This is a genomic window from Acinetobacter sp. MB5 (genome assembly GCF_003261585.1).
Taxonomy (GTDB): Bacteria; Pseudomonadota; Gammaproteobacteria; order Pseudomonadales; family Moraxellaceae; genus Acinetobacter.
In genome coordinates this window covers 75,761-90,504 of record NZ_POVU01000001.1, presented here as the reverse complement: position 1 = coordinate 90,504, position 14,744 = coordinate 75,761, and the positions used below count along the sequence as shown (strand labels likewise).

Genomic DNA, 14,744 nt, shown 5'->3' with positions numbered 1-14,744 from the left:
AGAAAAAAATGATAGAAAATATTGACGCTTTTTTAAATGAACGAAAAGAACTGTGGCTCAAAGACCGATTAAAGAAGGCGGAAAATGAAACTGCAATCGCAGAGTTGCAACAACAAGCGAATGAAAAATTTGATTTGAGCGAGTGGCTACCTGATGCTGCAAAGCGCGTTACACAACTTTCTATGGTGAGTCATCCAAGTAAATTTAGCCATCCGAGCGCCAGAACATCGAGTGTCATTGTTCGAGCAAAACAGGCGAATGATGGGTATTTACGTAGTGGCAATGTTGATTATCCTTTAGATGTATTTGGTAATGCCGCTGCAATGGATGTTTATAAATTTCTATCTTTACAATTGACAGATCAATACACTGTTTTAGATGGTTTTGAACAAGATCATCAAGACTTGATTCAACATATTGAGCAAGCTTCTCTTGATTTTAAAACATTAAAGCAAGCATTTTTAGTTATCAAGCATGGAGAAAATGTTAATAAAACGGATCATTTGATTAAACAGGTTTATTTTCCAATAAAACAGGCTGAATATCATTTATTGTCTATATTGACACCTTCTGGTTTGATGACTCAATTAAAGCAAAAAATTGATGCTCTACGTTTTTCAGAGCAAACCAAACAAGCCAAAGAAAAGCGTAAGAAAAATGAGCATGATGCTGAAGGTTATGCTGATATTTATGATTTAACGGTAACGGCTTATGGTGGTACTCAACCCCAAAATGTCAGTGTTTTAAATAGTCAAAATGCAGGACGAGCTTATTTATTATCAAGTTGTCCACCCATTTTAGAAAAGCGAATGATTCGATTGCCGAAAACTGATTTTTTTGCGCAATGTTTATATCGAAAAAATTATCAAGAAAGTTTTATGCAACTCCATAAGTTTATGCAGTTAGATTTAAATAATATTGATATTCGAACAGCAATATACAACATCATTCAGTTCGTGACAGATCAAATATTGTTACAGGCATTAAGAACTAGAGAATATGCAACTGAAGGTTGGTCAAATCAAGATTATTACGCAAATTTACCTAAAGTACAGCGTATTTGGTTAGATAAAATTCATCAAAAAGAAAGAGAAGCAGATAATGACTGGTGTGATGAGTTAAGTAAAGAAATTGCTCGTTGGATATTACGGAGTTATGAAAAAATCATTAGCGATGCTTATACATTAGGAACAAGTGAGTTGCTTGATGTTAAACAACATGTAGAAAAATCACTACAACAGGCAAAGGAGTTTTTTTGATGCGTTACTTTCTTTTAATTCCTCATTTAAAACTTCACAATGCCAATGCCATGAGCAGTCCTTACTCGATTGGATTTCCTGCTATGACAGCTTGGCTAGGTGCAATGCATGCTTTGCAGCGTAAGTTACATGCACAAGGTTGTGAAGTTGAACTCAGTAAAATTGCGGTGAGTTGTCATGATTTTAATTTACAGACCTATAAGGGGCGTGGTGACTTTGTTCACTCGATTGTGAGTACCGCAAACCCTTTAGATAAAGATGGTAATCGTCCTGCATTTATTGAAGAAGCACGTTGTCATTTAGATGTTTCGTTGCTGATTGAACTAGAAGAATGTGGTAATAAAAAGCGAGCGCAAGTGCTGAGTTGTATTGATCAATTGATTGGCAGTATGAAGTTTGCCAGTGGCGATGTTTTGTCTTTTAAAAAGCCAGAAATTTTAGAGTTTGATGATGATGAAGATCAGGATCAGCAGCTTCGTCCTATTTTAAATAAATTGATGCTTGGGCATGTGCTCATTGAGCGCCGTGATTTGATGGTTGAAAGCATGTGTACAGGGCAAGATGCGCTTGATACTTTATTAGATTATTTAAAAGTGACACATAGTTCACAGATTGATGAAAATCAAAAAGTCACTTGGACATCAAAACGTAAAGCCCAAGGTTGGCTAGTTCCAATTGCTGTCGGTTTTCAGGGGATTTCTGAACTTGGACAAGCTAAAAATCAACGAGATGCCAATACGCCACATCGTTTTGCCGAAAGTATTTTGACCTTAGGTGAATTTGTGATGCCATACCGAATTGAAAGTCTAAATCAACTGTTATGGCAATATCATTTTGATTTAGAAAAAAATTTATACCTTTGCCAAAATCAAACAACAATCTAATTTATACGATAAAGAGGAAAATCATCATGGCTAAGAATGAAAAAACAGTTGCAAGCGTACTTGCCTTTGAAAAGAAATTGGTTCCATCGGATGCTTATTTTTATGGCACTTCTTGGAATAATCGAGAAGAACAAACGGCATTAAAATTGATTGAAAAATCGGTTCGAGGAACGATTTCAAACCGCCTTAAACCTGCGGTTGCGAGTGATCCTTTAAAGCTGAATGCAGAAGTTGAGAAAGCAAATTTACAAAAAGTTGATGCATGTGCTTTAGGTGAACATCAAGATACTTTAAAGCTTTCATTTACATTGAAAGTACTCGGTGGGATTGAACAACCTTCGGCATGTAATAATGAAATATTTTTAAAGTCTTATCAGCAAGTTGCTCAAAATTATATTCAGCAATATGGTTTTACAGAGTTGGCTAAACGCTATGCACTCAATATTGCCAATGCACGTTTTTTGTGGCGAAACCGTGTGGGTGCTGAAAAAGTTGAAGTGATTGTAACTGTGAATGAGCAAGAGTCTGTGACATTTAATGCGTTTGATTATCCTCTACATGATTTTGATATCACAGATACAAAGGTTAATGCTTTAGCTGAGCAAATTGCCAAAGCTTTAAAAGGTGAAACAGCTTATTTGTTAATTAAAGTGGAAGCATTTGCTCTTGTGGGTAAAGCACAAGAAGTTTATCCAAGTGAAGAACTTGTATTAGATAAAGGTAAAGGCGATAAGAGCAAAATTCTTTACCAAGTGAATCATGTTGCTGCCATGCACTCACAAAAAGTAGGGAATGCATTACGTACAATTGATACATGGTATCCAGATTTCGCAGAGCAAAAATCGGCAATTGCAATTGAACCCTATGGTGCTGTGACTAATCTTGGAAAAGCGTATAGAACACCTAAAGATAAAGTCGACTTTTTCAACTTATTTGATAAGTATGCTTTAGGTGAATCATTAGCTAATGCTGAACAAGAGCATTATGTAATGGCTGTTTTGGTTCGTGGTGGAGTATTTGGTCAAAGTGGTAAGGAGTAATCAATGGATTATTACCAAGAAATTACCTTGATTGATCAAGCTGAAATTTCTCCTTATGTGATTTGGTCAAAGCTCTATCAGCAATTGCATATAGCTTTAGCTGAAATTAAAGATGCAAATAATAAGGTCAATATTGGTGTGTCTTTCCCCCAATATATTTATGAAGAAAAAACAGATCATCAAAAATCTAAAGTCAATTTGGGCAAAAAACTTCGCTTGTTTGCCACATCTGAAAATAGTTTAGAGCAGTTAAATATTCGTAAGTGGTTAGAACGCTTGGTTGACTATGTTCATGTCAGTTCTATACGTGAAGTGCCTGAGAATAAAGTCACAGGTTATACCATTTATAGACGTAAGCAATTTAAAACTAATGCTGAGCGTTTGGCACGTCATCGAGTAAAACGTGGAGATATTGGGTTTGATGAAGCACTCGCTCGGTATAGCCATGTCGTGAAGACCACCAACTTACCGTATATTGACATGTTGAGTTTAAGCACTTCAGATGAGCATGATAAAAAGCGGTTTAAGCTGTTCATTGAAAAGCAATCTGCTGAAAAATCTGAAACTCAGGTTTTTAGCACCTATGGGTTAAGTTCAGAAGCATCTGTACCCGAATTTTAACCCAATATTTTTTGACTCTTTAACAGTTTAATAAAATCAATAAGTTATAATGGTGAGTAAAAACTTGGGTCTTTTACTAGATTTTAGGTTTAACTCACTGTTATGGCTTTATTTTTTGTGCTAATTTTATAGTTCACTGCCATGTAGGCAGCTTAGAAATGCCAATTCAGCAGCTTCAGAAACTTCCAAGCGTTCACTGCCATGTAGGCAGCTTAGAAAATAATGTGATGCCATAAAATAAAACAGCCAATGTTCACTGCCATGTAGGCAGCTTAGAAATTACGAATCTTTGCCGACAAATTTTACAGGTAGTTCACTGCCATGTAGGCAGCTTAGAAAACAAATCACGGAGTTTTCTTCAACGACAAACAGTTCACTGCCATGTAGGCAGCTTAGAAATGTGGAGAAGTCAACGTAAAACAGCACCATCGGTTCACTGCCATGTAGGCAGCTTAGAAATGTCCAGTGCCGTCTACCTGCTGAGGAAGAAAGTTCACTGCCATGTAGGCAGCTTAGAAAAAGGTCATCATTAGCTTTGAGAAAGCACTCTCTGTTCACTGCCATGTAGGCAGCTTAGAAAAATCCAGTAGCCAAGCTAACAACACCCAAGCAGTTCACTGCCATGTAGGCAGCTTAGAAATTCTGCTATTGAAAACCCATCCATTCAACTTCGTTCACTGCCATGTAGGCAGCTTAGAAATTTTCCATTGGGACGTTTCCAGTTGCCTTTATGTTCACTGCCATGTAGGCAGCTTAGAAAAAGCAAAAAAAATACAAGGACTATAACGCCGTGTTCACTGCCATGTAGGCAGCTTAGAAATGTCAAATTAGCCATCGATTATGAATCATCAAGTTCACTGCCATGTAGGCAGCTTAGAAATGATTACTGCGGACGCAGTTGTATTAAAAAATGTTCACTGCCATGTAGGCAGCTTAGAAACAGACTCCTCAACCGCACGAATTAACTCAGGCGTTCACTGCCATGTAGGCAGCTTAGAAAAATGCCCTGCTCCTGCGATATCTCCTGCAACTGTTCACTGCCATGTAGGCAGCTTAGAAAAAACCAAGCTGCAACTGAAAATGGCTTAAAAGGTTCACTGCCATGTAGGCAGCTTAGAAAGAATAGTACCTATCTTCTTTTAGTCGCTCTTTGTTCACTGCCATGTAGGCAGCTTAGAAATTGGTATCTTCCCAGTATCGGATGTTAGCTTTGTTCACTGCCATGTAGGCAGCTTAGAAAATACAGGTTCCACATGGCAGCTGATTCATACTGTTCACTGCCATGTAGGCAGCTTAGAAAAAAGGAAATGCCAGCCTTGCCCGCTAATTTAGGTTCACTGCCATGTAGGCAGCTTAGAAATAATCACGAAATAAGGCATGAGAAAAACAAGCGTTCACTGCCATGTAGGCAGCTTAGAAAACTGGCTGCACATCTTCTGACAATCATTTTAGGTTCACTGCCATGTAGGCAGCTTAGAAATACGGAACATGGTACAAAAATAGTAAAGGTGAGTTCACTGCCATGTAGGCAGCTTAGAAAAATCTTAGGCACAATTCTTGGGGTAATGGGAGGTTCACTGCCATGTAGGCAGCTTAGAAAAACAACATGTATAACGTGTTTCGTTCCATCTAGTTCACTGCCATGTAGGCAGCTTAGAAAAAAATCTATTACACTTTCAATTTCAAATGATGGTTCACTGCCATGTAGGCAGCTTAGAAAAATACACCTAAGTAACTCATTACCCCAAGTCCGTTCACTGCCATGTAGGCAGCTTAGAAAAGTAGCCGCAGCATCCATTAAACCTTGAACAAGTTCACTGCCATGTAGGCAGCTTAGAAAATTTAGAGAAAAGATCGAATAAATCTAGTTTTGTTCACTGCCATGTAGGCAGCTTAGAAACGAACCTGTTGTAAGTGTAAGCATCGCAGGGCGTTCACTGCCATGTAGGCAGCTTAGAAAACTTCACCGCATTATTATTTGCGCTGACAATGGTTCACTGCCATGTAGGCAGCTTAGAAAACCATAAAGATGACCTCCGCCAAAATTAAACTGTTCACTGCCATGTAGGCAGCTTAGAAATCGTAAGCATGGTCTATTGTGGCAGCAAAGATGTTCACTGCCATGTAGGCAGCTTAGAAATCTTGGAATACATAAAGCCAATCCACCAACCTGTTCACTGCCATGTAGGCAGCTTAGAAATATCAAATGATCATAATCATTATTGGGAATCTGTTCACTGCCATGTAGGCAGCTTAGAAAATCCAATCATTCTGACCATCATCAGCAATATCGTTCACTGCCATGTAGGCAGCTTAGAAAAGGACACAGGAACGATTAAGAGTGGCATCCGAGTTCACTGCCATGTAGGCAGCTTAGAAATAAAGAAGATTTGAATATTTCAATGCTGCCGTGTTCACTGCCATGTAGGCAGCTTAGAAACAGCCAAAGATATTGACCAAGTGAATATGAAGGTTCACTGCCATGTAGGCAGCTTAGAAAGTAGCGCGTTAGAAACCAATCAAACTGCCGAGGTTCACTGCCATGTAGGCAGCTTAGAAAAACTGTCCCCCAGAAACTCCAAGCATTGCCGAGTTCACTGCCATGTAGGCAGCTTAGAAAACGATTTACGATAGCAACATGATTTCCGTGTAGTTCACTGCCATGTAGGCAGCTTAGAAAAGCACATCACGACCAATAGGGTGTGCTTCAAATGTTCACTGCCATATAGGCAGCTTAGAAAGATGAATAGTAATTGCCTGTGTCAGCGACAATGTTCACTGCCATATAGGCAGCTTAGAAAAGGGCGGGATTTTAAAAGGTGGGAAGAAAGATGTTCACTGCCATATAGGCAGCTTAAAAAGAGAAGTTATGACTCATGTTCACGATTATGTAACAGGGAACAAAAGCTATGAATACTGTAAAAGCGTCTTTGAAGTTTCATTATATTTCTACACTTGAAATAGCTTAAAAAAAGAGCAATATAAAAATTAAATGCCTTCCTCATTACCACAAAACAATAAAACAATCTGTGCGATAACAAAAGGACAGACATATGCCAAACCTACAAGTCAATACAGTCGATCTTTCAAGATTTCATCGTAACTACTGGCGAGTAGATGGCTCACCAAACATGTCTTTTGCGCTGACGAATATTGAGGATGGCTTTCAGGTCGAATTTGTTGCTCGAACCAATACCGATCGGCTGGAAATTATTTGGGACAGTGAAGATGTTAAAGATCATCAATTTTTGAGTTATGCAACCCAGCGTGATTACAGCAACTTGATTTGGGAATTTGACTTAGAGTTATCTGAAAATATGCCTGAATTGAATGATCCTGTGTTTTGTCCAAAGCTGATGGTGGTGTATGAAGACGAGGGTATTCAACAAACGGCAGAAGTTGCTTTGTTTAATTATGCAGATATGTCAAATCTTCACTCAGCACATATTTATATTGACTGGAATACACTTAAAAGTGGGCTCAATGCAGATGTGACATTTCCAGTCACACAGATAGATCAGATTTATTTTTCCTGTATTTGTAACAACAATGAGGAAAGTTCGAATTCAAAAGTATTGATCACCCCAAAATCGGGATATTTAAAAATTACCCATAGTGAAGTTTCAGGCGAACGTGCAATGCTGGAACTGAAAGAGGTAATTGTTCCAATCCACGAAATCGGCATATTGACAGATTATGATGAGGTTTATGATTTAAACCCACAGCGTATTGTCGATAATTTATTGACCCTAGGATATATGGGGCAAATTAATCACGATTGTGGAAGTGGGCATTATCCAGAAATTGTTTGGAATAGCCAAATTGAAAAATTTCATACAGTTGATCCCTTAACGACACCATCAAGCGTTGTAAATGCACCAGCCATGTCATGGCATCGTACTTATGCCGACGCATTGCAGAAAGCGGGGCTAGAGCCGATATTTAGAATCGGTTTTGAAATCTCGGCAGCGGTCGCTATTCCAGAATGGCTACAACGTGAACATGACCATACATTGGGGACTACGATTGATGAACCATCACGGAATTTCTTTAGCCCAACACATCAACATGCGGTTGCTTACTTAAAACAAGTCTTTTTTGAATTTGCCCAAGTTTTGCAAGATACGGACTGCACTGTAAATATGCAGATCGGTGAACCCTGCTGGTGGCATAATTCTGATACTTTAAACCCTTGTGTCTATGACTATCATACCCGTTTGGCTTTTCATGCCGAGACAGGCCTTTATGCTCCTGATCTTGGAACGATTTATATGTCATTACAAAAAAGTGGAGCACCGTATGATGAATTTAGAGCATGGCTCAGCAATCAATTGGGACAAGCCTGTTTAGCGATTCGGAATGAAATTCAAACTCACTTTATAGGTTCAACAGTGAGTTTATTGATTGATCTTGCTTCGATGAACGAAAGTATCCCAAACGTCTTACAAGAGATTAATTTGCCTGTTGATCAATTTATGCATCCTGCTTTTGATACGATAACAGTGCAAACGTATGCGTGGACATTGCACCAACCACCACAGCTCAATTTGGTACAGTCACATATTCACGATATTGTCATGCAAAAGTTAGGCTTTTCTGCCGATCAGGTGGCGTATATTTCAGGTTTTGTTCCGACAGTAAGTACTGCATATTTATATGAGTTTGACTATACGCAACCATATCAAATTTCGATTTGGCAGCACATGATTAGTACAATAAAAAACAATCAGAAATTTGGACTCGGTAAGCAATTTATTTGTGGATACGCACAACTTATGCGAGATTCGATTACTTTAAATTATTCTACTGAATTCTCTGGTTTTTTTGCAGGAGATCAGTATGTTGAATTTATTTTTGGTCATCTTTCATATTCTAAAAATATTTTAATTTAATATATATAAATATAATATTTAGTCAAAAATGTGATCAAAATATGAATTTCATATTACTTTAAATCACGAAAATAAATTTTAAAAAATGCTGAATTTGTATACTATGACATTAAGATTTTTTTGTAGGTTTTTAACATGAATAAGATACTAATTGAACTCCTTCAGCCAATTAAACATGAAAAAGAAGGCTATGAGCCAAAATTTTATCATGAGGGGACATTGCTAAAAGTCATTCATGAAGCAACAGATGCTTACCTAGTGAAAGCAGATGACGAGTTCTCATTTTCTATTCGTAAGGCCGATGAAGATGTGACTTGGTCAAAACTTTAATCTCCTGTTGAATTATTTCTGCCCTTTGTTTTAGTCCAGACAAAGGGCTTTTTTATGCTCGGCTTGTGTGTTGGTTGTTTCTTAATCCGTGTCGACAATCCTGAATTTTTAGTATAAAAAATAATCTAATTTGACAGTTCATAGCACATTAGTCGTAGAGAATAATTTATATTGTTGACAATATCTTGTTTTTTGCTAAAAAATAGGCATCATTCAGAGATCTTTAATAAGAATTGTCAACACTATGCAGAATTTGTCAGAAAACCCAATCGAGAAAGGCTACCAAACGCTGACCGATCAGATTTTTGATAAAATCCAGTCCGCGATTATTTGTGGTGAACTTGCCGCAGGAAGCAAGATTTCTGAACCAGAACTTGCGCGTGTTTATGGAATTAGCCGTGGTCCTTTGCGTGAAGCCATTCACCGCCTAGAAGGGCAAAAACTGGTTGAACGAACTGCTCATGTCGGTGCACGAGTGGTTTCACTCTCTCATCAGCAGTTGCATGAACTGTATCAAATTCGCGAAAACCTTGAAGGTCTCGCGTGTCGTCTCGCTGCACAGCATATTGATAAAAAACAGATACTAACTCTAAGAGATATTTTAAAGCGTCACGCTGAAGACGATGCGTTTAAAGCGGGTAAGGGATATTTTTTGCAGGAAGGTGAAGATGACTTTCACTATTGCATCATTAAAACCAGTGGTAACAAAACCTTAGAAAAAATGCTGTGTGATGAGTTATATCACCTGATTCGTATGTACCGTATTCAATTTTCCAAAACGCCAAATCGCCCGCATCAGGCCTTTAACGAACATATTCGTATTTTAGATGCGATTGCCGATGGCGATGCCGAACTTGCCGAATTGTTGATGCGCCGTCATATCGCTGCATCTTATAAAAATATTGAATCCAACTGGATTCAAGCTCAAGGAGAAAAACATGTCTAATTTATCTGCGGGTCAGCGTTTCCGCGATGCTGTTGCGGCTGAAAAACCGTTACAGGTCGTGGGTACGATCAACGCCAACCACGCCTTACTGGCAAAACGTGCAGGCTATAAAGCCATCTATTTATCAGGAGGTGGGGTCGCCGCAGGCTCATTAGGTTTGCCCGATTTAGGCATTAGTAACTTGGACGATGTGCTGACCGATGTGCGTCGTATTACCGATGTGTGTGATTTACCGTTATTGGTCGATGCAGACACAGGCTTTGGTGCTTCGGCATTTAACATTGCACGTACCACCAAATCCTTAATCAAGTTTGGCGCAGCAGCCATGCACATTGAAGATCAGGTTGGAGCAAAACGCTGTGGACACCGCCCAAACAAGGCGATTGTTTCACAACAAGAAATGGTTGATCGTATTAAAGCCGCAGTAGACGCGCGTGGTGATGATAAGTTTGTGATTATGGCGCGTACCGATGCTTTGGCAGTCGAAGGTTTGCAAGCTGCGATTGATCGTGCAGGGGCGTATATTGAAGCGGGTGCAGACATGCTGTTCCCTGAAGCGATTACTGAACTGTCGATGTACAAACAATTTGCCGATGCTGTCCATGTACCAATCTTGGCGAATATTACCGAATTTGGTTCTACGCCTTTATTTACCACAGAAGAACTGGCTTCTGCCGATGTCAGCATTGCGCTGTATCCACTGTCTGCATTCCGTGCCATGAACAAAGCGGCTGAAAATGTGTATCAGACTTTGCGTCAAGAAGGCACACAGAAAAATGTGGTTGATACCATGCAAACTCGTCAGGAGTTGTATGACCGTATTAACTACCATCAGTTTGAACAGTATTTAGATGCCTCATTCGCTAAAAATAAATAAGCATCTGACACTCAAATTGACCCCCTAATTTTTACAACAAGATCAAACAGACAAAAGGAAACTGTCATGAATACACAAGTTGAAAAAACAGAATTCAAACCAAAGAAATCAGTGGCGCTCAGTGGTCAAGTTGCTGGCACCACCGCGCTATGTACGGTAGGACGTAGCGGAAATGACCTGCATTATCGTGGTTATGACATTTTAGACTTGGCGGTACATTGCCAGTTTGAAGAAGTGGCGTATTTACTGGTGCATGGCAAACTGCCAAATACTGCGGAATTGAGTGCTTATAAAGCCAAGCTCAAGGCATTACGTGGTTTGCCAGCAGGTTTAAAAACGGCCTTGGAACAATTGCCACCGTCGGCGCACCCGATGGATGTGATGCGTACAGGGGTTTCAGTTCTCGGTTGTTTAACGCCAGAACATGAAGACCATAATTATGCAGGCGCACGCGATATTGCCGATAAACTCATGGCGAGTTTGGGTTCAATGTTGCTGTACTGGTATCACTTTAGTCATAACGGCAAACGCATTGAAGTGGAAACCGATGACGACTCAATTGGCGCACACTTCCTGCACTTGTTGCATGGTGAAAAGCCGTGTGAGCAGTGGATTCAAGCCATGCATACCTCTTTGATTTTGTATGCTGAGCATGAATTTAACGCATCGACATTTACCTCGCGTGTGATTGCAGGCACAGGCTCAGACATTTACTCGACTATTTCAGGTGCGATTGGTGCATTACGTGGGCCAAAACACGGTGGTGCAAACGAAGTCGCATTTGTCATTCAACAGCGTTATAACTCTGCCGATGAAGCTGAAGCTGATATTCGTAAACGTGTTGAAAACAAAGAAGTGGTGATTGGTTTTGGTCATCCTGTCTATACCATTGCTGACCCGCGTAATGATGTGATCAAGAAAATTGCTGCTGAACTGGCCGATGCACAGCGCAATAAAAAAATGTATGTCATCGCGGAGCGTTTGGAATCCGTGATGAAAGAAGTGAAAAACATGTTCCCGAACCTCGACTGGTTCAGTGCAGTGAGTTATCACCTGATGGGCGTACCAACAGCCATGTTTACCCCATTGTTTGTGATTGCACGTACCGCAGGCTGGTCGGCACATGTGATTGAACAACGCCAAGATGGCAAGATTATTCGACCAAGCGCACATTATACAGGCCCAGAAAACCTGAAATTTGTGCCACTTGCGGAGCGTGATGCATGAACACCCAGTACCGTAAAAAGTTGCCAAATAGCAACTTAGATTATTTTGATGTGGTACAGGCAGTGGAAGACCTGCAAGCAGGGGCTTGGGCAAAACTGCCGTATGTCAGCCGTGTGCATGCTGAAAATATTGTACGCTGTGCTGAACCTGAAAAAATCAACGATTATTTGCTGCAAATTATTCAAGGCAAACAGGAATTGGACTTTCCGTGGTTTCCTGCGCGTGTGGTTTGTCATGACATTTTAGGTCAAACCGCACTGGTTGACCTTGCAGGTCTACGTGATGCGATTGCCGATAAAGGCGGAGATCCATCTAAAGTCAATCCTGTTGTGCCAACTCAGCTCATTGTCGATCACTCTTTAGCAGTTGAATATGGTGGTTTTGACCCAGATGCATTTTCCAAAAACCGTGCGGTGGAAGATCGTCGTAATGAAGACCGTTTTCACTTTATTGAGTGGACAAAAACGGCTTTTAAAAATGTCGATGTGATTCCTGCTGGCAACGGCATTATGCATCAGATCAATCTGGAAAAAATGTCACCTGTGATCCAAGTGCGTGATGGCGTGGCATTTCCAGATACTTGTGTTGGTACAGATTCGCATACGCCACATACCGATGCTTTGGGTGTGATTTCGGTCGGTGTCGGTGGCTTGGAAGCTGAAAACGTGATGTTGGGTCGAGCATCTTGGATGCGTCTGCCAGACATTATTGGGGTTGAGCTAACAGGTCAACGTCAAGCGGGTATTACCGCGACGGACATCGTACTTGCCTTGACGGAATTTTTGCGTAAGGAACGTGTGGTCGGTGGCTATCTCGAATTTTTCGGTGAAGGCGCAGACAGCATGTCAGTGGGTGATCGTGCTACCATTTCCAACATGACTCCTGAATATGGTGCAACCGCAGCCATGTTCTATATCGACCAAAATACCATTGATTATTTACGCCTGACTGGTCGTGAAGATGCTCAAGTTGAATTGGTTGAAACCTATGCCAAACACGTTGGTTTATGGTCAAGCAGCCTGAAACAAGCTGAATATCCACGTGTTTTACGTTTTGACTTGTCGAAAGTGACCCGTAACATTGCAGGGCCATCGAATCCGCATGCACGTGTTTCTACCGCTGATTTGAAAGAAAAAGGCATTGCAGGTGTGGTTGAACAACGTACCGATGGTTTAATGCCTGATGGTGCAATCATCATTGCGGCAATTACCTCATGTACCAATACTTCAAACCCAAGGAATACAGTTGCCGCAGGCTTGTTAGCACGTAAAGCCAATGAATTGGGTTTAACTCGCAAACCGTGGGTGAAATCGTCTTTTGCCCCAGGTTCTAAAGCGGCTGCGTTGTATCTTGAAGAAGCAGGCGTATTGCACGATCTTGAAAAGCTGGGTTTTGGTATCGTGGCGTATGCCTGCACAACCTGTAATGGCATGTCAGGTGCGCTTGATCCGAAGATTCAGCAAGAAATTATTGATCGTGACTTGTATGCCACAGCGGTACTTTCTGGTAACCGTAACTTCGATGGTCGTATTCACCCATACGCAAAACAGGCATTCTTGGCATCTCCACCACTGGTTGTTGCGTATGCAATTGCAGGAACCATGCGTTTTGACATCGAAAAAGATGCACTGGGCACAGACAAAGACGGTAATCCGATTTACCTGAAAGACATTTGGCCAAGTGATGCTGAAATTGATGCACTGGTTAAAGAAGCGGTGAAGCCTGAACAATTTCGTAAAGTCTACATTCCAATGTTTGACTTGGGCGAAATTGAGCAAGCCAAAAGCCCACTTTACGACTGGCGTCCAAAAAGTACTTACATTCGCCGTCCGCCATACTGGGAAGGTGCTTTGGCTGCTCCGCGCACATTGGCAAATATGCGTCCGCTTGCCATTTTGGGTGACAACATCACCACAGATCATTTATCGCCATCCAATGCGATTTTGATGGACTCTGCGGCAGGTGAATACCTCCACAAAATGGGTGTACCTGAAGAAGACTTCAACTCATATGCAACGCACCGTGGCGATCACTTAACGGCACAACGTGCGACATTTGCCAACCCGAAACTGTTTAATGAAATGGTACGCCGTTCTGACGGTACGGTAAAACAGGGTTCAAAAGCGCGTGTCGAGCCTGAAGGCGAAGTGATGCGGATGTGGGAAGCGATTGAAACTTACATGAACCGTAAGCAACCGCTGATCATCATCGCAGGGGCGGACTATGGTCAGGGTTCTAGTCGTGACTGGGCTGCCAAAGGGGTTCGTCTTGCGGGTGTAGAAGCGATTGTCGCAGAAGGTTTCGAGCGTATTCACCGTACCAACCTTGTAGGTATGGGCGTGTTACCGCTTGAGTTTAAAGCAGGGGTGAACCGCAATACTTTGAAGCTTGATGGTACTGAGCTATACAGTGTGATTGGTCGTATTGCACCACGTTCTGACTTGACTTTGGTGATTGAGCGTTCAACGGCAGATGGGCAAAATGAAGTTGTGGAAGTGCCTGTGACTTGCCGTTTAGATACAGAAGAAGAAGTGTCTGTGTATGAAGCGGGTGGTGTGTTGCAGCGTTTTGCTCAGGACTTTTTAGAAGGTCAGGAGCAGAAAGAGCCATTGACTGCTTAATTAAAAGTGTTTGAAATTGTTTGAGAAAAGCCCTACTGTGAAGTGGG

At 40.9% G+C, this 14,744-nt stretch carries 10 protein-coding genes and 1 CRISPR repeat array; all 10 genes read left to right on the top strand.

The features are described 5' to 3' along the window. Positions 1 to 8: 8 nt before the first annotated feature. The 10 genes from csy1 to acnD all read left to right on the top strand — a co-directional run bounded on the left by csy1 (position 9) and on the right by acnD (position 14,697). Positions 9 to 1,259 (top strand): type I-F CRISPR-associated protein Csy1, encoded by a 1,251-nt coding sequence (gene csy1 / locus C1A47_RS00415; protein ID WP_111891324.1) that lies wholly within the window; start codon positions 9 to 11, stop codon positions 1,257 to 1,259. Then, a complete protein-coding gene (gene csy2, locus C1A47_RS00410) occupies positions 1,259 to 2,143 on the top strand; it encodes a type I-F CRISPR-associated protein Csy2 (RefSeq protein ID WP_111891322.1) in 885 nt (294 codons plus the stop codon). Before csy1 ends, csy2 begins: the two co-directional genes overlap by 1 nt. Before the next feature lie 26 nt (positions 2,144 to 2,169). Continuing rightward, a complete protein-coding gene (gene csy3 / locus C1A47_RS00405) occupies positions 2,170 to 3,183 on the top strand; it encodes a type I-F CRISPR-associated protein Csy3 (RefSeq protein ID WP_111891320.1) in 1,014 nt (337 codons plus the stop codon). A gap of 3 nt (positions 3,184 to 3,186) precedes the next feature. Further along, positions 3,187 to 3,804 carry a type I-F CRISPR-associated endoribonuclease Cas6/Csy4 gene (cas6f, locus tag C1A47_RS00400; protein WP_111891318.1) on the top strand — a complete coding sequence of 206 codons (618 nt, stop codon included), beginning with the start codon at positions 3,187 to 3,189 and terminating at the stop codon, positions 3,802 to 3,804. 131 nt (positions 3,805 to 3,935) lie between these two features. After that, positions 3,936 to 6,665: a CRISPR direct-repeat array (repeat unit 28 nt; unit sequence GTTCACTGCCATGTAGGCAGCTTAGAAA). A gap of 192 nt (positions 6,666 to 6,857) precedes the next feature. Continuing rightward, positions 6,858 to 8,696, top strand: coding sequence for a phage capsid protein (locus C1A47_RS00395; protein WP_111891316.1), 1,839 nt, complete (start codon positions 6,858 to 6,860; stop codon positions 8,694 to 8,696). Between the two features lie 135 nt (positions 8,697 to 8,831). Next, complete coding sequence (locus tag C1A47_RS00390) at positions 8,832 to 9,026, top strand: hypothetical protein (protein WP_111891314.1); 195 nt, start codon at positions 8,832 to 8,834, stop codon at positions 9,024 to 9,026. Positions 9,027 to 9,270: 244 nt separating this feature from the next. Beyond that, complete coding sequence (locus tag C1A47_RS00385; protein WP_111891312.1) at positions 9,271 to 9,972, top strand: GntR family transcriptional regulator; 702 nt, start codon at positions 9,271 to 9,273, stop codon at positions 9,970 to 9,972. Next, positions 9,965 to 10,849: a methylisocitrate lyase gene (gene prpB, locus C1A47_RS00380; RefSeq protein WP_111891310.1), complete on the top strand. Its 885-nt coding sequence runs from the start codon at positions 9,965 to 9,967 to the stop codon at positions 10,847 to 10,849. The genes C1A47_RS00385 and prpB overlap by 8 nt, the downstream gene beginning before the upstream one ends. Positions 10,850 to 10,915: 66 nt before the next feature. Continuing rightward, positions 10,916 to 12,076 carry a 2-methylcitrate synthase gene (gene prpC / locus C1A47_RS00375; protein ID WP_111891308.1) on the top strand — a complete coding sequence of 387 codons (1,161 nt, stop codon included), beginning with the start codon at positions 10,916 to 10,918 and terminating at the stop codon, positions 12,074 to 12,076. Beyond that, the gene (gene acnD, locus C1A47_RS00370; RefSeq protein WP_111891306.1) at positions 12,073 to 14,697 is read left to right on the top strand and encodes a Fe/S-dependent 2-methylisocitrate dehydratase AcnD; all 2,625 of its coding nucleotides are present in this window, start codon (positions 12,073 to 12,075) and stop codon (positions 14,695 to 14,697) included. Before prpC ends, acnD begins: the two co-directional genes overlap by 4 nt. Positions 14,698 to 14,744 lie beyond the last annotated feature (47 nt).

Excerpts from the sequence above, each read along its gene's own strand:
- C1A47_RS00385 (WP_111891312.1), top strand. The coding sequence starts at position 9,271 with ATGCAGAATTTGTCAGAAAACCCAATCGAGAAAGGCTACCAAACGCTG.
- csy1 (WP_111891324.1), top strand. The coding sequence starts at position 9 with ATGATAGAAAATATTGACGCTTTTTTAAATGAACGAAAAGAACTGTGG.
- C1A47_RS00395 (WP_111891316.1), top strand. The coding sequence starts at position 6,858 with ATGCCAAACCTACAAGTCAATACAGTCGATCTTTCAAGATTTCATCGT.
- cas6f (WP_111891318.1), top strand. The coding sequence starts at position 3,187 with ATGGATTATTACCAAGAAATTACCTTGATTGATCAAGCTGAAATTTCT.
- prpC (WP_111891308.1), top strand. The coding sequence starts at position 10,916 with ATGAATACACAAGTTGAAAAAACAGAATTCAAACCAAAGAAATCAGTG.
- prpB (WP_111891310.1), top strand. The coding sequence starts at position 9,965 with ATGTCTAATTTATCTGCGGGTCAGCGTTTCCGCGATGCTGTTGCGGCT.
- acnD (WP_111891306.1), top strand. The coding sequence starts at position 12,073 with ATGAACACCCAGTACCGTAAAAAGTTGCCAAATAGCAACTTAGATTAT.
- C1A47_RS00390 (WP_111891314.1), top strand. The coding sequence starts at position 8,832 with ATGAATAAGATACTAATTGAACTCCTTCAGCCAATTAAACATGAAAAA.
- csy2 (WP_111891322.1), top strand. The coding sequence starts at position 1,259 with ATGCGTTACTTTCTTTTAATTCCTCATTTAAAACTTCACAATGCCAAT.
- csy3 (WP_111891320.1), top strand. The coding sequence starts at position 2,170 with ATGGCTAAGAATGAAAAAACAGTTGCAAGCGTACTTGCCTTTGAAAAG.